General features: G+C 73.8%; 15 protein-coding genes. 6 read left to right on the top strand and 9 right to left on the bottom strand.

Annotated features, from left to right (window positions below):
• The first annotated feature begins 165 nt into the window (after positions 1-165).
• From ACN268_RS07585 to ACN268_RS07575, 3 genes are all read left to right on the top strand, one after another.
• Positions 166-1,428: a cellulose-binding domain-containing protein gene (locus ACN268_RS07585; protein ID WP_421482421.1), complete on the top strand. Its 1,263-nt coding sequence runs from the start codon at positions 166-168 to the stop codon at positions 1,426-1,428.
• 217 nt (positions 1,429-1,645) lie between these two features.
• Complete coding sequence (locus ACN268_RS07580) at positions 1,646-2,113, top strand: ribonuclease domain-containing protein (protein ID WP_421482420.1); 468 nt, start codon at positions 1,646-1,648, stop codon at positions 2,111-2,113.
• Between the two features lie 61 nt (positions 2,114-2,174).
• On the top strand, positions 2,175-2,615 hold the full coding sequence (locus ACN268_RS07575; RefSeq protein WP_421482419.1) for a barstar family protein: 441 nt from the start codon (positions 2,175-2,177) through the stop codon (positions 2,613-2,615).
• A 63-nt stretch (positions 2,616-2,678) separates the two neighbouring features.
• Here ACN268_RS07575 and ACN268_RS07570 read toward each other — a convergent pair whose 3' ends face one another.
• The 3 genes from ACN268_RS07570 to ACN268_RS07560 form a co-directional block, all read right to left on the bottom strand.
• Positions 2,679-3,395: an HD domain-containing protein gene (locus ACN268_RS07570; RefSeq protein WP_421482418.1), complete on the bottom strand. Its 717-nt coding sequence runs from the start codon at positions 3,393-3,395 to the stop codon at positions 2,679-2,681.
• A gap of 60 nt (positions 3,396-3,455) precedes the next feature.
• Positions 3,456-4,070 carry an ATP-binding protein gene (locus ACN268_RS07565; protein ID WP_421482417.1) on the bottom strand — a complete coding sequence of 205 codons (615 nt, stop codon included), beginning with the start codon at positions 4,068-4,070 and terminating at the stop codon, positions 3,456-3,458.
• Between the two features lie 155 nt (positions 4,071-4,225).
• A complete protein-coding gene (locus tag ACN268_RS07560) occupies positions 4,226-4,516 on the bottom strand; it encodes a helix-turn-helix domain-containing protein (RefSeq protein WP_421482416.1) in 291 nt (96 codons plus the stop codon).
• Between the two features lie 66 nt (positions 4,517-4,582).
• Here ACN268_RS07560 and map point away from each other — a divergent pair, with 66 nt between their 5' ends.
• Positions 4,583-5,353: a type I methionyl aminopeptidase gene (gene map / locus ACN268_RS07555; protein ID WP_204922983.1), complete on the top strand. Its 771-nt coding sequence runs from the start codon at positions 4,583-4,585 to the stop codon at positions 5,351-5,353.
• A 49-nt stretch (positions 5,354-5,402) separates the two neighbouring features.
• On the opposite strand, the gene ACN268_RS07550 is transcribed toward map, so the two are convergent.
• The 6 genes from ACN268_RS07550 to ACN268_RS07525 all read right to left on the bottom strand — a co-directional run bounded on the left by ACN268_RS07550 (position 5,403) and on the right by ACN268_RS07525 (position 13,639).
• The gene (locus ACN268_RS07550; protein WP_421482415.1) at positions 5,403-6,758 is read right to left on the bottom strand and encodes a pectate lyase family protein; all 1,356 of its coding nucleotides are present in this window, start codon (positions 6,756-6,758) and stop codon (positions 5,403-5,405) included.
• A gap of 33 nt (positions 6,759-6,791) precedes the next feature.
• Positions 6,792-8,039, bottom strand: coding sequence for a Gfo/Idh/MocA family protein (locus tag ACN268_RS07545; RefSeq protein WP_421482414.1), 1,248 nt, complete (start codon positions 8,037-8,039; stop codon positions 6,792-6,794).
• Complete coding sequence (locus ACN268_RS07540; RefSeq protein WP_421482413.1) at positions 8,036-9,526, bottom strand: mannitol dehydrogenase family protein; 1,491 nt, start codon at positions 9,524-9,526, stop codon at positions 8,036-8,038. The genes ACN268_RS07545 and ACN268_RS07540 overlap by 4 nt, the downstream gene beginning before the upstream one ends.
• Positions 9,517-10,821, bottom strand: a complete 1,305-nt coding sequence (locus tag ACN268_RS07535) for an enolase C-terminal domain-like protein (RefSeq protein WP_421482412.1) — start codon at positions 10,819-10,821, stop codon at positions 9,517-9,519. The genes ACN268_RS07540 and ACN268_RS07535 overlap by 10 nt, the downstream gene beginning before the upstream one ends.
• On the bottom strand, positions 10,818-12,242 hold the full coding sequence (gene uxaC / locus ACN268_RS07530; protein ID WP_421482411.1) for a glucuronate isomerase: 1,425 nt from the start codon (positions 12,240-12,242) through the stop codon (positions 10,818-10,820). Before uxaC ends, ACN268_RS07535 begins: the two co-directional genes overlap by 4 nt.
• A gap of 68 nt (positions 12,243-12,310) precedes the next feature.
• The gene (locus ACN268_RS07525) at positions 12,311-13,639 is read right to left on the bottom strand and encodes a Gfo/Idh/MocA family protein (RefSeq protein ID WP_421482410.1); all 1,329 of its coding nucleotides are present in this window, start codon (positions 13,637-13,639) and stop codon (positions 12,311-12,313) included.
• 237 nt (positions 13,640-13,876) lie between these two features.
• Here ACN268_RS07525 and ACN268_RS07520 point away from each other — a divergent pair, with 237 nt between their 5' ends.
• Both ACN268_RS07520 and ACN268_RS07515 read left to right on the top strand, forming a co-directional pair.
• Entirely contained in the window at positions 13,877-14,995 is a 1,119-nt protein-coding gene (locus ACN268_RS07520; protein WP_421482409.1) for a LacI family DNA-binding transcriptional regulator, read from the top strand.
• Between the two features lie 16 nt (positions 14,996-15,011).
• Positions 15,012-16,352, top strand: coding sequence for an ABC transporter substrate-binding protein (locus ACN268_RS07515; protein WP_421482408.1), 1,341 nt, complete (start codon positions 15,012-15,014; stop codon positions 16,350-16,352).
• Positions 16,353-16,374: the final 22 nt, after the last annotated feature.

Below are 16,374 nucleotides of genomic sequence, written 5' to 3'. Positions count from 1 at the left end.
TAGGCAACCATCACTACATTGGGTCCGGGTGCCGCCGAGTTGCCGGGCGGCTGTTGGGCCTGAGCCGGGCTGTTGTCCACGTGCCGACACGGCGCGTCGACGCGCGAGCGACGTCACTGCTCCCGCGCCGTCGGTCCACACCGACGGCCAGCCGGAAGGACCCCTGTGAGGATCTCCCGTACCCGTATCACCGCCGTCGTGGCCGCCACCGCCACGGTGGCCGCGGCCGTCACCACCGTGCTCGCCGGCACCGCCTCGGCGGCCCAGGGCTGCCGGATCGACTACCAGCCCAACGAGTGGAGCGGCGGCTTCACCGCCAACGTCCGGGTCTCCCCGGGCGACACCGCCCTGAACGGTTGGACCGTCACCTGGTCCTACCCGGGCGGCCAGCGGATCACCGGCGGCTGGAACGCCACGGTCAGCCAGTCCGGTACGACGGTCACCGCCCGCAACGCCGCCTGGAACGGCAGCGTCCCGGCCGGCGGCTCCACCGAGTTCGGCGTCCAGGGCACCAGCACCTCGGGTTCCGCCGCGCCGACCGGGTTCACGCTCAACGGCGTACCGTGCAACGGCGCTCCGCCGCCGACCACCACCCCGCCGCCCACGACCCCGCCCCCCACGACGCCTCCGCCGACGACCCCGCCCCCGACCACGCCTCCGCCGACCACGCCACCCCCGACGACTCCGCCGCCCACCACCCCGCCTCCCACGACGCCGCCACCCACCACGCCGCCGCCGGCCGGGTGTGCCGGTGCGGTGCTCTGTGACGGCTTCGAGAACCAGACCGGCACGACGCCGTCCGGCGACTGGAGCGTGGTCAACCCGGACTGCTCCGGAACGGGCCGGGCCTCGGTGGACACGGCGACCACCCACAGCGGCGGCCGGTCGCTGCGCATCGACGGCGCGCAGGGCTACTGCAACCACGTCTTCGTGCGCTCCACCAGGGATCTCAGCGCGGTGGGCACCCTCCGGTACGGCCGGATCTGGCTGCGCCACACCACGGCACTGCCCACCCAGCACGTCACCATGATGGCCATGACCGACGCCGCCGACGGCAACAAGGACCTGCGGATGGGCGGCCAGAACGGCGCGTTGCAGTGGAACCGGGCCTCCGACGACGCGACCCTGCCCGAGCAGAGCCCGTCCGGGGTGGCGTTGAGCGTGCCGCTGCCCACCGGGCGCTGGACGTGCCTGGAGTTCATGGTCGACGGCAACCAGGGGCAGTTGCGCACCTGGCTCGACGGCACCGCCGTCACCGGGCTGACCGCCGACGGGGTGCCCACCCACGACATCGACAGCCAGTGGCTCAACCGCACCTGGCGTCCCCGGCTGACCGACCTGAAGCTGGGTTGGGAGAGCTACGGCGAGGGCGCGGACACCCTCTGGTACGACGACGTCGCCCTGGGCACCAGCCGGATCGGCTGCTGACCCCGACCGGGACCGGGCGGCCGACGGAGCCGCCCGGTCCCGGTCTGCGCCCACCGGGCATTTCAACAGTCGGTGGCGTGCCGATCATGGCGCGTTCATCCACGGTTGCGAGGCTGGCCTCTGGTCGGCGGGGTTCGCCTCCCGCCAGAATGTGGCTGATCGGGATAACCATCCCGATCGATGCATTCCTGTCGGCCCCCGCGATCCGGAGGACCCGTTGAGCACTCCCGCGAACCCCGTCACCCCCGCCACCGCCCCGACCCCGGGCACCCGGGCCCGCCGCCTGCCGGGCCTCCTCGCGCTGCTGACCGCCCTGGTCGCCGCGCTGCTCGTCGGGCCGTCCGTGGTGGCCCCGAGGCTGACCGACCCCGCGTCGGCGGCGGTCTACGGCTCCTGCACGATGTCCCGCTGCGCGGACGCCCGCACCGCCCGCTCCGGCTGGTCGGGCAAGGGTTTCCCGACCAGCCGGGGCTGGTACTCCTGGAGCGGTGGCCTGTCGAACTTCGCCGGCGGCCAGTTCCACAACTACGAGGGGCAGCTCCCCGCCGGCGCCACCTACTACGAGTACGACGTCTACCCGCGGGTCTCCGGCGCGGCGCGCGACGCGTACCGCATCGTGGTGAACAGGAGCAGCGGGGCGACCTGGTTCTCCCCCGACCACTACGCGAACTTCTACCGGATCTGACCGAGGACCACCCGGGGCGGGCCGGTCCGCCGGCCCGCCCCGTCGAGCAGGAGGATGCACCATGACCGGACAGCGCCAGCCGGGCTGGCTACGGGTGACCGACGAGGCCCGGCCGGCGGGGCACCCGACGCCGTCGGTCACCGTGGCCGGGGCGGCGGCCCGCACCCGCCCCGCGCTGTTCCACGCCCTCACCGACGCCCTCGGCCTGCCCGGCCACTTCGGCCGCAACTGGGACGCCCTCGCCGACGTGCTGGCCGACCGGCTCGACGCCGGCCCGCTCACCCTCGAGGTGACCGATGCCGGCCTGCTGCTGGCCGACGAGCCACCCGGTCAGCTCGGCACGCTGCTCGACGTGGTGGGTGGGGTGGCGGCCGGCGCCCGGGAGCCGGTCTGCCTGCTGCTGCGCGACACCCCGCAGCGGCTGCCCGACCTGCGGCACCGGCTGCACGCCGTTCTCGGTGGTGGCGGGGTGGCCGTCCCGCCCGGCGGCGCACTGCGCTGAGCGTCCGCGTCGCGCCGCCGGCCCGCGCACCCCGCTGGCCTACCGTCGCGGCAGGGGGCGGGGTCAGTTGGGGTGGTCGAGGATCGCGCTGAACCGCTCCTCGGCCAGGTCGAGCTGGGCGAAGATGTGCCGCTTCACCGGTGCCGACAGCGGGGTGTCCGGCCGGGCGATCAGCTCCCGGTAGACCGGCACCAGCGGCCGGTACTTCGCCGCCGAGCGGGCCACCTTCGGCCCGACGGCGTAGACCACGCCCACCCCGTTGTCGGTGAAGTCGGAGACCTTGATGACCCGGGCCCAGGGTTCCCGGTCCAGGCTGGCCGCGACGTGCTCACGGTACTGCACGTGCGGGTCGCGCTCTGGGTCGTACACCGGGTTGGTGACCGCGGCGACCAGCCGGGCCACCCGGTCGCCGAACCGGTCGGCCAGCGCGGCCAGTGCCGCCGCCGTCGGGTCGGCCGCCCCCGCGCCGGCCAGCTCGCCCGGGTGGTCCTCCACCGCGTCGTGCAGCAGCCCGGCGACGATCACGTCGGGGTCGCGCACCTGGTAGTGGTGCATCATCCGGATCGCCACCCGCAGCAGGTGATTGAGGTACGGTTCGCGGGAGCGCCGGTCGTGGCGGTGCAGCTCGGCGGCCAGGTCGAGAGCCTCGGTCAGCCGCTCCCGGTCGGCCGCGGCGAAGGCCGGCAACTCCAGCCGGAACCGGGCGAGCAGGCCCGGTTCGCCGTGCAGCTCGGTGATCGCGTGCATCGGCATGGTGGCGAGGTACGGCGGGAACTCCATCGCCTACTTATAGCCGATCTTCACTGTCGGTCCGACCCCGTCGTCGGGCATGTGACCACGTCATTTCCGGCCGGAAAGGTGCTTGACCAGGCGAACCGTCGTCCCGTCGGGGGTGCCGTCGAGCTGGGCCTCGTCCATCAGTCGGGCCATGATCAGTCGGCCCCGGCCCCGGTCGCCGCCCTGCGACGGGCCCGGTCGCCAGCCGCCGGTGTCGCGGATCTCGACCTCCAGCCGCCCGGCGCGCAGCCGGGCCGACACCGTGACGCTCGCCCCGGGCGCGAACCGGTAGCCGTGCTCGATGGCGTTGGCGCACGCCTCCCCGACGGCGATCAGCACCACCTCCACGTCCGCCTCGTCGACGCCCGCCCCGGTGAGCCACGCCCGCAGCGCCTCCCGGGCGGGGGAGAGCTGGGCCGGATCGGCGGCCAGCGCCGTCCGGAACGCCGACGGCGCACCGCCTTCACCGCTCGTGCCGGCCTGAGCTACCGGGTCTGCCAGTGGCGCGGTGCCGGCCTTCTCGACCGGGTCGACCTGCGGTGTGCCGGCGCGGGTTGCCGGGTCGGCGGGTGGCTCCGGGGTGCCGGCCCGCAGCGCCGTGCCGGTCGGGTCGTCCGTCGGACGGGGGCCGGCCGCCGGCTCGGGCCGGTCCGCGCCGACGTCGCGTCCACCGGCCACCCGGGTCCACCTCCCGCTGATCGTCGTCGTCCGGGGTCGGCAGCCCGACCGTACCCGGCCATTCTCCCTGTCCCGGCCCGCCGCCGGGCACCACCCCTGGGCAGGGGGCTCCCGGTCGGCCCGGTGGGGGTGCACCCCCGGCAGGCGTCGGGGGGCTACGAGGCCAGCCGCTCGCCGGGGTCGGGCACGGTGATCCCGCCGTCGGACTGGTTGATCTCCGACCAGACCGCGTCGAGGGAGAGGCCGAGGACGTCGGCGAGCACCGCGATGGTCGGGAACGCCGGGGTGGCCACCCGACCGGACTCGATCTTCCGCAGGGTCTCCGGGGACAGCCCGGCGGCCAGCGCGGTGCCGAGCATCGACCGTTGGCCCCGGGCGCGGCGCAGCAGGGCGCCGAGGCGTCGTCCGCGGGCGACCTCGGCGGGGGTGAGCGGCAACCTGACCATGGCTGCGATTCTAGTACCGGGATAACATGGCCGGGATACTTATTGGTGGTCCACGGAAGGCACCGCATGATCGAGATCCTGAACCCCACCGACGTGCGGCGCGCGCGGGACACCGGCGCGCTGGTCGCCGAGATCCTCCAGACGCTGAAGGGCCGCGTCGTGGTCGGCACCAACCTGCTGGAGATCGACGCGTGGGCGCAGCAGATGATCGTCGACGCCGGGGCGACGTCCTGCTACGTCGACTACGCGCCGTCCTTCGGCCGGGGCCCGTTCGGCCACTACATCTGCACCTCGGTCAACGACGCGGTGCTGCACGGACTGCCGTACGACCACCACCTCGCCGACGGCGACCTGCTCTCCCTCGACCTCGCCGTCTCCCTCGGCGGCGTGGTCGCCGACTCGGCGATCAGCTTCCTGGTGGGCGACACCCGCCCCCCGGAGAGCGTCGCGCTGATCGACGCCACCGAGCGGGCGCTGCGCGCCGGGATCGCCGCCGCCGGACCGGGCGCACGCGTCGGTGACCTCTCGCACGCCATCGGCACGGTCCTGCACGCGGCGGGATACCCGGTCAACACCGAGTTCGGCGGGCACGGCGTCGGGTCCACCATGCACCAGGACCCGCACGTGTCCAACACCGGCCGGCCCGGTCGCGGGTACCGGCTACGTCCCGGCCTGCTGCTGGCCCTGGAACCCTGGGTCATGGCCGACACCGCCACCCTCGTCACCGACGCCGACGGCTGGACGCTGCGCAGCGCCACCGGCTGCCGCACGGCACACAGCGAACACACGATCGCCATCACGCCCGAGGGCGCGGAGGTGCTCACCCTGCCGAGGTGACCCCGCGGTCGGGCCGCGCCGACGGACGGCACGGCCCGACGCAGGCGGCTCACAGCGGCAGTCGACCGGCCCCGGCGAACGGCCCCACCACCAGCGGCACCAGCGGCGCGGGCACCGCCTGCGGCGCGCGCAGGGCCGGCGTCCACCCGGCGTCGCCGCCCAGGTCCGGGTCGTGGGCCGCGTTGTAGGCGGCCACAAGGTCGACCGGGCGGGGCAGCGCGCCGGGCGCGTCCACCCAGTTGCCCCGGGTGGTGACGGCGGTGCCACCCCAGTCGTACAGCAGGTCGCCGGCGGCGATGCCGGCACCGAGGGTGAAGAAGTTGTTCTCCACGTACGCGGCGGACTGCACGCCCACCCCGATCGCGTACGCGAAGTCGTCGCCGGCCAGCCGGTACCAGTTGTTGTAGACGTCGACCTGGCCGAACCGGACCCGGGGCAGCCGCTGGAGCACCCGGTCGAACAGGTTGTGGTGCAGCGTCACCTTCAACCGGCCGACGTCCGGCCCGACGGTGTTGGACGAGCCGATCAGCATCAGCTTGTCCCGCCCGGTGAACCGGTTGTACGAGGCGGTCACCAGGCTGGCCGTGTGGGTGACGTCGAGCGACCCGTCGTGCACCTGGTAGGGCCGGCCGAAGTACACCGGCTGCCCGCTGTCCGGGTTGTCGCCGTCGGTGAAGGTGTTGTGGTCGACCCAGACGTGCTCGCTGCGGCGCACCGAGACCTGGTCGTACTGGGAGTTCCAGTTGCCTGTCGCGCCGTCGGTGGGGGACCAGGCCGGGAAGCAGTCCCGGGCGTCGTCGAAGGTCAGGTTGCGGACGATGACGTTGCTGGCCCCGTCGATCATCAGGGTCAGCCCGGTGAGGACCGCCCCGCCCCGGCCGACGATGGTGGTGTTGGGCCCGACGTTGATCTGCGTCTGCCGGGTCTGGTTGGCCACCGACCGCACCCGGGCGGCCTCCAGCGCCCCGGTCGGCGGCACCATGCCCCACACCGCCGGGTCGTACGCGGCCAGGTAGGCCGCCAGGCTGTACTCCGGGTCGGCCAGGTCGGCGCAGCCGAGCAGGTGGCCGTCGTCGGCGGTGAACCCGTCGACGGTGCCGTCCACGACGATCACCTTCGGGGTGGCGTTGCTCTTGTTGGTGGCGTTGTCGCCGCCCAGCGCCCGGACCAGGTCGGCCCGGCTGCGGACGAGGTGGACATGGTCCGGCGTTGCCGCCGCGCCGCCGGTGGTGCCGGGGCCCTCGGACGCCCAGCCGTCGCCGGCCGGCAGGGTCTGCCGGGCCACTCGCTCGACCGCCCGGGGTACCCCGTCGGCGGTCCGGCCGGGTGCGGCGTGTGCCGCCGTGCCCGAGGTCAGCAGGAGGGACAGGGCGACCAGGGCCGCCCCGGTGGTTCGTGGACGCATGGGAATCTCCGCAGGGTGGTGGTGGATGGTGCGTCAGTCGTCCAGCGCCGCCAGGGGGATCCGCACCGGCGGCACCGCCCACGGCACCGCCAGTTCCGACAGCAGCGCCCCCTGCCCGGCGGCCCGGCGCAGCGCCGCGTTGATCCCGGGCACCGTCACGACCCGTTGCGGCCCGCTGCCGGTGACCGTGACCAGGTCGCCGCCGAGCAGGGTCGGTTCGGGGGCCTGCCGCACCTGTTCCAGCACTGCGGTGAACGGCGCGGTGCGGGCCAGCGGGGCGATCAGCGGGGTGCCGGCCGGGTCGGCGCGGTGGGCGAGCAGGTTCTCCAGCAGCCCCCGCCGCCCCGGCACCTCCCGGGGGTGCGGGTCGCCGGGCAGCAGCAACCGGTCGGTCGGGTACTCCAGCACCGCCCGCCCGGCGGTGCCGGTGACGATCACCTCCCCGGCGACGAAGTCCTCCCCGGCCAGCGTCACCGCCGCCACGATCGGCGGCCCACCCGGGGTGACGATCCGCACCGTGGCGGTGTCGTCGACCTCGATCGGGCGGACCCGGTAGCGCTCCAGCTCGATGCGGGCCGGCCGTACCGGCACGCCGGTCACCGTCCGGGCGACCGCCAGGCACTGCATCACCGCGTGCGCCAGCGGGTTGGCCAACGCGCCGTCGAGCACCGGCCGGCCGTGCAGGCTGCGGCGGCCGGCCCACGGGGACCGCGCGTAGTAGCCGTCGGGGCGTTGCCAGCAGGCGACCGTGCCGATGCCGGTGACGGTGCCCAGCCGGCCCTGTTCGAGGGCGGCCGACAGCTGCGCCAGCGCCATCGAGCCGAGCGCCTGGAAACCGACCTGGCAGGCCCGGCCGGTCGCGGCCAGCGCCCCGGCCAGCGTCCGGTGCTCGGCGGTGGACAGCACCGGCGGCTTCTCCAGCAGCAGGTCGGCACCGGCGGCGAGGACGTCCAGGGCGATCGGCAGGTGGGTGTGCGGCGGGGTGCAGACGATCACCACGTCCGGGCGGGCGGCGGCGAGCATCTCCCGGTGGTCGGTGTGCACGGTGGTCCCGGGCGGGACCGGTGCGGCCGGCTCGTCCTCGATCGGCCGCACGTCGACCAGCGCCACCAACCGCAGCCGTCCCGCCGCGTGCAGCCCGGCGACGCTGCGCCGGTGCCAGCGGCCGTGCCCGTTCGCGCCGACGATCGCCACCCGGGGCACGGCCGTCGCGGCGGACCCGGCCGGAGCGTCCCGCGTGGTGGGCCCACCAACGGGGGCCGGCGGAACCGGGGCGGTCACGCCGCACCGGCCAGGACCGCCGCCACCCCGTGGGTACGCAGCGCGCCCAACCAACCGGTGACGTCGGTACGGAACCCGTCGTCGTCGGCGAGCGCGGCCGGGAAGACCTCCGACAGGGCGAACAGTGCCTCCACCGTGCCGGCGGGGGTGTCCCCGGCGGTGGCGAGCGCGGTGGTGATCCGGTCGGCCAGCGGGTCGTCGAGCGGCAGCACCGTGCCGTCGTCGGCCCGCCCGTCGAGGAACCGCAGCCAGGCCGCCACGACCAGCGCCGACCAGTACGCCGGTCGGCCCTGGGCACGCAGGTCGGCGGCGGTGTGCAGGACCCGCTGCGGCAGCTTCTGCGACCCGTCCATCGCCACCTGGAGGGTGCGGTGCCGGATCGCCGGGTTGGCGAACCGGGCCAGCACCTCGTCGCCGTACCCGACGACGGTCGTCCCCCCGGGCGGGGTGAAGCTCGCGGCCACGTCGTCGGCGACGAACCGGCGTAGCACGTCGGTCAGGCCGGGCAACGCCAGCGCGTCCGCGATCGTCTCGCAGCCGGCGACCGCCCCCAGGTAGGCCACCGCCGAGTGGACGCCGTTGAGGCCGCGCAGCTTCAGCCGCTCCCACGGGCCGGCGTCGGTGGTGAGCACCGCGCCGGCCCGCTCCCACCGGGGCCGTCCACCGGGGAAGTCGTCCTCGACGACCCACTGGAGGTACGGCTCGGCGGCCACCGCCGCCAGATCGGTGACCCCCAGCGCGGCGCGGGCGTCCGCCAGCGTCGCGGCGGTGCTGGCCGGGACGATCCGGTCCACCATCGTGCCGGGGAAGCTCACCTGCCCGGCGAGGGCGTCCTGGACGGCGTCCGGCACCCCGGCCAGCGCCAGCGACTGCTGCACCAGGCCGCGCAGCCGACGCCCGTTGGACGGCAGGTTGTCGCAGCTGACCAGCGCGATCGGCCCCGCCTGGGCGGCGGCGCGGGCGAGCAGCCCGCGCACCAGCAGGCCGGGGACGGTGACCGGGGGCCGGTCGGTGGTCAGGTCGAGGGTCAGCGCGTCGTCGGCCCGCAACGCCCCGGAGACCGGGTCGAGCCGGTACGCCTTCTCGGTCACCGTCAACGTCACCACCCGGATCGCCGGGTCGGCCAGCAGCGCCACCACCGCCGCCGGGTCGCTGGCCGCGTGCCGTACCCCGGCCAGCGCGCCGACCACCCGGGTCGCGGACCGGTCGGCGGCCAGTGTGGTGACGCTGAACAGGGCGTCCTGGGCGGCGAGCGCCTCGACCAGGTCGGTGCTGCGCGGGGCGACGCCGACGATGCCCCAGTCGCCGCCGGCCGCGTCGACCGCCGCCTCGGTGCAGACCGCCTGGTGGGCCCGGTGGAACGCGCCGAGTCCGAGGTGGACGATGCCGGCCGGCACGGTGCCCGGCCGGATCAGCGGTCGGCTCTGCTCGGGCAGCCGGCTCAGGGTGGCCAGGCCCAGCCGGTCGGTGCCCCCGTTCACCGCCACACCGGGCCGTCCGGGAACCGGAACCGCGCGATCGACTCGGGGCGCATGGTGGCGCTGTAGCCGGGGGCGGTGGGCAGCAGGTACCGGCCGCCCCGGGTGCGGACCGGGTCGACGAAGTGCTCGTGCAGGTGGTCGACGTACTCGACCATCCGCCCGTCCAGGCTGGTGCCGACCCGCAGGTAGTCGAAGATCGCCAGGTGCTGCACGTACTCGCAGAGGCCGACGCCACCGGCGTGCGGGCAGACCGGCACCCCGAACTTCGCGGCCAGCAGCAGTTCGGCCAGCACCTCGTTGACCCCGGCGACCCGGCAGGCGTCGATCTGCATCACCCCGATCGCCTCGGCCTGGAGCAGCTGCTTGAAGATCACCCGGTTGGCGGCGACCTCGCCGGTGGCGACCCGGCACCGGCCGTCGGTCGACGCGGTCACCGCGCGGGCGATCCGGGCGTGACCGAGGATGTCGTCGGCGTGCGTCGGCTCCTCGATCCAGTACGGGTCGACCTCGGCCAGCGCGGTCATGTTGGTGATCGCCTCGTCGACGTCCCACACCTGGTTGGCGTCCATCATCAGCAGCGCGTCCGGGCCGATCTCGGCCCGGATGATCCGGGCTCGGCGCAGGTCGTCGGCGGGCGGGCCGCCGACCTTCATCTTCATCGCCCGCCACCCCTGGGCGTACGCCTCGCGGGTCAGCGCCCGCACCTTGTCGTCCGGATACCCCAACCACCCCACCGAGGTGGTGTACGACGGGAACCCGTCCTGCTCCAGCACGGCGAGCCGCTCCGCAGCCCCCACCAGTCCCTTGTCGAGCAGGGTGGCCGCCTCGTCGGGGGTGATCGCGTCGGTGATGTGGTGGAAGTCGATGTTGGCGACCAGCTCGTCGGTGGACAGCTCGGCGAGGTAGCGCCACATCGGCTTGCCGGCCAGCTTGGCCCGCAGGTCCCAGACCGCGTTGACCAGCGCCCCGGCGGCCATGTGGATGACCCCCTTCTCCGGCCCCAGCCAGCGCAGCTGCACGTCGGCGGTCAGCGAGCGCCAGAACGCCACCGGTTCGGCCGCGATCTCGGCGACGGTGCGCCCCCGGACGTGGTGGGCGAGGGCCTCGATCGCCGCGCAGGTGATCTCGTTGCCCCGGCCGTTGGTGAAGGTGAACCCGGCGCCCGTCGGGCCGTCGTCGGTGCGCAGCTCGACGTAGCTGGCCGAGTAGTCACCCCGGTTGATCGCGTCGGAGCCGTCGCCGGCCGCCGCCGTCGGGAACCGGACGTCGTGCACGTCGACGGCGGTGATCGTGGTGCTCATGCGGACCCCTCGAACTTGAAGACCTTCTTGGGCAACCGGTACGCCAGGTCGACGACCGTCTCGGCGGCCTCGTCCTCGCTCAGCCGGTGCTCGGCGACGAGACGGGCCAGGAATCCGGCGTCGATCCGGCGGGCCACGTCGTGGCGGACCGGGATGGAGCAGAACGCGCGGGTGTCGTCGACGAACCCGGCGGTGTTGTAGAACCCGGCGGACTCGGTGACCGCCTCCCGGAACCGGCGCAGCACCTCCGGGGAGTCCAGGAACCACCAGGGCGCGCCGAGGTAGAGCGCGGCGTAGCCGCCGGCCAGCGGGGCCAGCTCCCGGGTGAAGGTGTACTCGTCGAGGGTGTAGAGCACCACCCGCAGGCGCGGGTCGTTTCCGTACGCGTCGAGCAGCGGGGCCAGCGCGTGCACGTACTCGGTGGCGTGCGGGACGTCCCCGCCGACGTCGCGGCCGTGGGAGGCGTACAACTGGCGGTTGTGGTTGCGCACCGCGCCCGGGTGCAGTTGCAGCACCAGCCCGTCGTCGAGCGACATCCGGGCGAACTCCACCAGCATGTGCGCCCGGAACGCCTCGGCGTCGGCGGCGTCGGCCAGCCCGCGCCGGCCCCGGTCGTAGAGCCGCGCCGCCTCGTCGGCGTCGAGCACCAGCGTCCGGGCGGTGGGGTGGCCGTGGTCGGAGGAGGTCGCGCCGGCCGCGACGAACGCCGCCCGGCGGGCCCGCAGCGCGTCCAGGTAGCCGGCGTAGGTGCCGGTGTCGACGCCGGCCACCTCGCCGAGCCGGGCCACGTTGTCGGCCCAGCCGTCGAACTCCATGTCGACGACGTTGTCGGGGCGGAAGGTGGTGACCACCCGGCCGCCCGGCCCGCCCCAGCCGTCGGCGGCGAGCTTGGCGTGCGCGGCGAGGTCGTCCAGCGGGGACTCGGTGGTGGCGAGCACCTCGATGCGGAACCTGGTGAACAGCGCCCGGGGCCGGAACTCCGGCTCCGCGAGCCGGGCGGCCAGCGCGTCGTAGACGGCGTCGGCGGTGGCCGGGGTGAGCGCGGTGTCCACCCCGAACACCTCGCTGAAGGTGCGTTCCAGCCACAGCCGCGACGGGGTGCCCCGGAACAGGTGCCAGTGCGCGGCGAAGCGCCGCCAGATGGTCCGGCCGTCGGTCTCCACCGGGCTGCCGTCGACGCTGGGCACGCCCAGTTCGGCCGGCGGCACCCCCTGGCTGAGCAGCATCCGGGTGAGGTAGTGGTCGGGCACGATCAGCAGCCGGGCCGGGTCCGGGAAGGGCCGGTCCTCGGCCAGCAGCGCCGGGTCGACGTGCCCGTGCGGCGAGATGATCGGCTGCGGGCCGGCGAGGGCGTACAGCTCGCGGGCGATGGCCCGGACGCCCGGGTCGGTCGGCAGGAGCAGGTCGGGAGAGGTCGGCACGTCGGAGGACTCCTCGGGTACGGGCGGAGGGTCGGCGGTTCGGGACGGGGTCGGCGGGGCCGACCCGGTCAGGGCAGGGTGAGCAGGTCGGCGACGCGGACCGGCGCGCCGGTGTCGAAGGAGCGGTTGGCGGCCAGCCCGGTGAGCAGGGCCAGCGCCCCGTCGCGGGCGGTGGCGGCCCGGCCCAGCGGGTCCGGCTCGCCACCGAAGATCACCCGGGTCATCCGGACGTCCGCGCCGCCGTGGCCCTGCCGGGTGTAGCCCTCGACCGGGATCCGGGTGGGCGGGGCCCAGAACGGGCGCAGGGTGAGGGTGGCCTCGCCGTGTTCGGCGGCGGCCTCGTCGCCGTGCAGGGCGGCCCCCTTGAGCGCACCGGCGGCGGCCGGGCTGACGAAGTCGCTCTCGGTGACCTCCAGTTCCAGGCGGCCCCGGCTGCCGTTGACCATCACCCGGTAGCCCTCCCAGGGGGCGTAGGCGGTGAGGTGGTAGGTCATCGTCGCGCCGGTGGAGTAGCGGGCCAGCACCGCCATGTCGTCCTCGATGGTGACCCCGGGGGCGAAGACGTTGCGGTCGCGCTGGTAGCCGTCCTCGGCCTCGGCGTCGAGGTACAGCTCGCGCAACCGGGGGTGGTCGGCCAGCCGCAGGGCGAACGGGTCGTCGGCGGCGGCGGGGGAGTCGTGCGCCCGGTCGTAGTCGCGGGCGTAGCCGTGCCGGCGGCCCTCGTCGCCGTAGAAGAACAGCCGGCCGGCGGCGTACACCTCGACCGGGGTGGCGTCGAGCCACCAGTTGACCAGGTCGAAGTGGTGGCTGGCCTTGTGCACCATCAGCCCGCCGGAGCTGGCCTTGTCCCGGTGCCAGCGGCGGAAGTAGTCCGCGCCGTGCCGCACGTCGAGCAGCCACTCGAAGTGCACCGAGCCGATCTCGCCGACCGCGCCGTCGGCGAGCAGCCTTCTGACCTGCTCGTGCAACGGGTTGTACCGGTAGTTGAAGGCGACGGTGACCTGCCGGCCGGTCTCGGCGACCGCGTCGAGGATGCGCCGGCAGCGCTCCGCGTCCACGGTCATCGGTTTCTCGGTGACCACGTCGCAGCCGGCCCGCAGGGCCGCCACGATGTACTCGTCGTGGGTGACGTCGACGCTGGTCACCAGCACCACGTCGACCCGTTCCTCGGCGAGCATGGTGGCGAAGTCGGCGGCCGGGTACGTCGGCACGGCCGGCTGGCCCAGCTCGGTCAGCCACCGGTTGTGCGCGTCCATCCGGGTCTGGTTGACGTCGGCGAAGGCGACCAGCTCGGCGGTGTCGGCGTGCGCGGTGACCAGGGCCCGGACGAACATCTCCGCCCGCGCCCCGGTGCCGACGAGGGCGTGCCGTCGGCGTGACGTGGCTGGTGGTGGCATCCGTGGACCTCCCGTGGCTGCAAAGGTTTGCAGTGAAGAAACCACGTCGGTGAAGAGCACGTCAACGATCGATGCCAATCCCGTGGCATAGATACCGTTTCATGCGCATAAGGGGGCATGGTAGGAGCGCCCCCGCAATCGACCTGCAACAAACTCCCGTTGACAGTGGAGCAACCGTTTGCATTAATTGGCGGCACCCACGTGACCCCGACCACACCATCGACGAGAGGGCCGCCCGTGCCAGCCACCATCCGCGACGTCGCGCGGGCCTCGGGCGTGCACATCTCCACGGTGTCCCGGACCTTCTCGGCACCGCACCTGGTCAACCCGGAGACCCGGGGCCGGGTGCTGGCCTGCGCCGAGGACCTCGGCTACCGACCCAACCGGGCCGCCCGCGCCCTGATCACCGGCCGGACCCACAACATCGGCCTGATCATCGCCGACATCGCCAACCCGTTCTTCCCGCCGCTGATCAAGGCGGCCGAGGGGCAGGCCCGGCACCGCGACTACCACGTCTTCGTGGCCGACACCAACGAGGACCCGGCCGCCGAGGAGGAGCTGGTCCACGCGCTGGCCAAGCAGGTCGACGGGGTGCTGCTGTGCAGCCCCCGGATGAGCAACGGCCTGATCGAGCAGGTCAGCCGGGAAGTTCCGGTGGTGGTGATAAACCGGCAGGTCACCGGCCTGCCCTGCGTGATGATGGACGTCGGCCAGGGGGCGCGCGCCGCGATCGAGCACCTGCTCGGCCTCGGCCACCGGCGGATCGCCCTGCTCGGCGGGCCGCGCGGCTCCTGGACCCACCAGCAGATGCGCCGGGCGGCCGGCGCCGCCGCCCGCTCCGGCGGGGCCGAGCTGACCGTGCTCGGGCCCAACCCGCCCACCGAGACCGGCGGCGGTGAGCTGGCCGCCCGGGTACGCGACAGCGGCGTCACCGCCGTGCTCGCCTACAACGACCTGATGGCGATCGGGCTGATCGAGGGGCTCGACCAGCTCGGCATCCGGGTACCGCAGGACGTCAGCGTGGTCGGCGTCGACGACATCGCGCTGAGCCGACTCACCCGCCCCAAGTTGACGACGGTGGCCACGCCAACCGCGGCCGCCGGCCGGACGGCCGTCGACATGCTGCTGCAACACGACTCCGACCCGCGCCCGCGCGGCGGGGGACGGGCAGCGGCCGTCGGCGACCGTCGTACCACCGCACAGGTAATGCTCCAGACCGAACTGGTCATTCGCGACTCGACCGGACCCGTACCCGGTCGATCCCGTCCCGGTTCCGATCCGGATGGCCCGGGTCCGCATCGCCTTGCGGACCCGGGCGGCCCGACCGTGACCACCGGTGGCGTCGTCGCCTCCTAACCCGAGGAGTGAGCGCATGCACCCCGCAACGTCCCCCACCGCCGGCACGCCGGCCGAACCGCACCACCGTACCCCCGTGCCCCGTCGTCGATTCCTGCGCGGCGTGCTCGCCACCGCTGTCGCCGTACCGCTGATGTTCGGCGCGGCGGCCTGCGGCGACGACTCCGCCGGTGACGACGGCCAGGTCAAGCTCTCCGTCTTCTGGTGGGGCGGTGAGGCGCGGGCCAAGCTCACCGAGGACGCCCTCGCCCTCTACACCAAGAAGCACCCGAACGTGACGTTCGAGAAGACCTGGCAGGCCAACCAGGGCTACTTCGACAAGCTGGCCACCCTCACCGCCGGCGGCAACCCGCCGGACCTGTTCCAGATCGACGACAACTACCTGGCCGAGTACGCCGGCCGCAGCACCGTGCTCGACCTCAAGAGCTACCAGGACTCCGGCAAGCTCGACGTGTCGAAGTTCCCCAAGAGCCTGCTGGAGTACGGCGTCGTCGACGGCAAGCTGGCCGGGGTGGCCGCCGGCGAGAACACCCAGGGCCTGGTCTACAACAAGACCCTGCTGACCAAGAACGGCCTCCCGGAGCCGACCACCGGCCAGAGCTGGGAGGAGCACATCGCCTGGGCCGAGCAGGTGGCCAGGAAGGCCAAGATCCCCGGCACCCAGGACCCGAGCGCCGACTACAAGGCGTTCTGGATCTGGCTGCGCCAGCAGGGCAAGGACCTCTACAACGGCAAGGACCTCGGGTTCACCGCCGAGGACGTGACCAAGTGGTTCACCCTGTGGAAGGGTGCCCGGGACCGGGGCGCCACCCCCACCGCCGACGTGATCCACGAGGGCAACGCCAGCGACGTGACCAAGCAGCTCGTGGTCACCGGCAAGGCCGCGACCTCCTGGGTCTGGGTCAACCAGATGCCCGACCTGAAGAAGAACACCAAGGACGAGCTGGGGGTGGTGGCCTACCCCGGTGACCCGAGCGCCCAGTGGGCCCGTGCGTCGATGTACTGGTCGGTGTTCAAGGGCAGCAAGCACCGGGACACCGCCGTCGACGTGATCAACTTCCTGGCCAACGACCCGGAGGCGGTGGCCCTGCTCGGCACCGACCGGGGCCTGCCGTCCAACATGGACCTGCGGGCCACGGTCAGCCAGACGGTGACCGACCCGGCGATGAAGCAGTCCATCCAGGTCGAGACCGAGCTGGCGCAGAAGTTCGGCCAGTCGCCGCAGGTGCCCATCAAGGGACACAGCAAGGTCAAGTCCGAGCTGGTCAAGGCCGCCGAGAACGTCCAGTACCAGCGCGCCACCCCGGAACAGGCCGCCGAGCAGTTCCTCGCCGCCTGCAAGTCCGCGATCGCCTGACCGGCACACCGCGGACGACGAA

It is taken from the genome of Micromonospora sp. WMMD735 (genome assembly GCF_049178995.1).
GTDB lineage: Bacteria > Actinomycetota > Actinomycetes > Mycobacteriales > Micromonosporaceae > Micromonospora > Micromonospora wenchangensis.
The sequence above is the reverse complement of the archived record's forward strand: the minus strand, read 5'-3'. Positions and strand labels throughout refer to the sequence as shown.

Excerpts from the sequence above, each read along its gene's own strand:
- ACN268_RS07575 (WP_421482419.1), top strand. The coding sequence starts at position 2,175 with ATGACCGGACAGCGCCAGCCGGGCTGGCTACGGGTGACCGACGAGGCC.
- ACN268_RS07570 (WP_421482418.1), bottom strand. The coding sequence starts at position 3,395 with ATGGAGTTCCCGCCGTACCTCGCCACCATGCCGATGCACGCGATCACC.
- ACN268_RS07560 (WP_421482416.1), bottom strand. The coding sequence starts at position 4,516 with ATGGTCAGGTTGCCGCTCACCCCCGCCGAGGTCGCCCGCGGACGACGC.
- map (WP_204922983.1), top strand. The coding sequence starts at position 4,583 with ATGATCGAGATCCTGAACCCCACCGACGTGCGGCGCGCGCGGGACACC.
- ACN268_RS07550 (WP_421482415.1), bottom strand. The coding sequence starts at position 6,758 with ATGCGTCCACGAACCACCGGGGCGGCCCTGGTCGCCCTGTCCCTCCTG.
- ACN268_RS07535 (WP_421482412.1), bottom strand. The coding sequence starts at position 10,821 with ATGAGCACCACGATCACCGCCGTCGACGTGCACGACGTCCGGTTCCCG.
- ACN268_RS07525 (WP_421482410.1), bottom strand. The coding sequence starts at position 13,639 with ATGCCACCACCAGCCACGTCACGCCGACGGCACGCCCTCGTCGGCACC.
- ACN268_RS07515 (WP_421482408.1), top strand. The coding sequence starts at position 15,012 with ATGCACCCCGCAACGTCCCCCACCGCCGGCACGCCGGCCGAACCGCAC.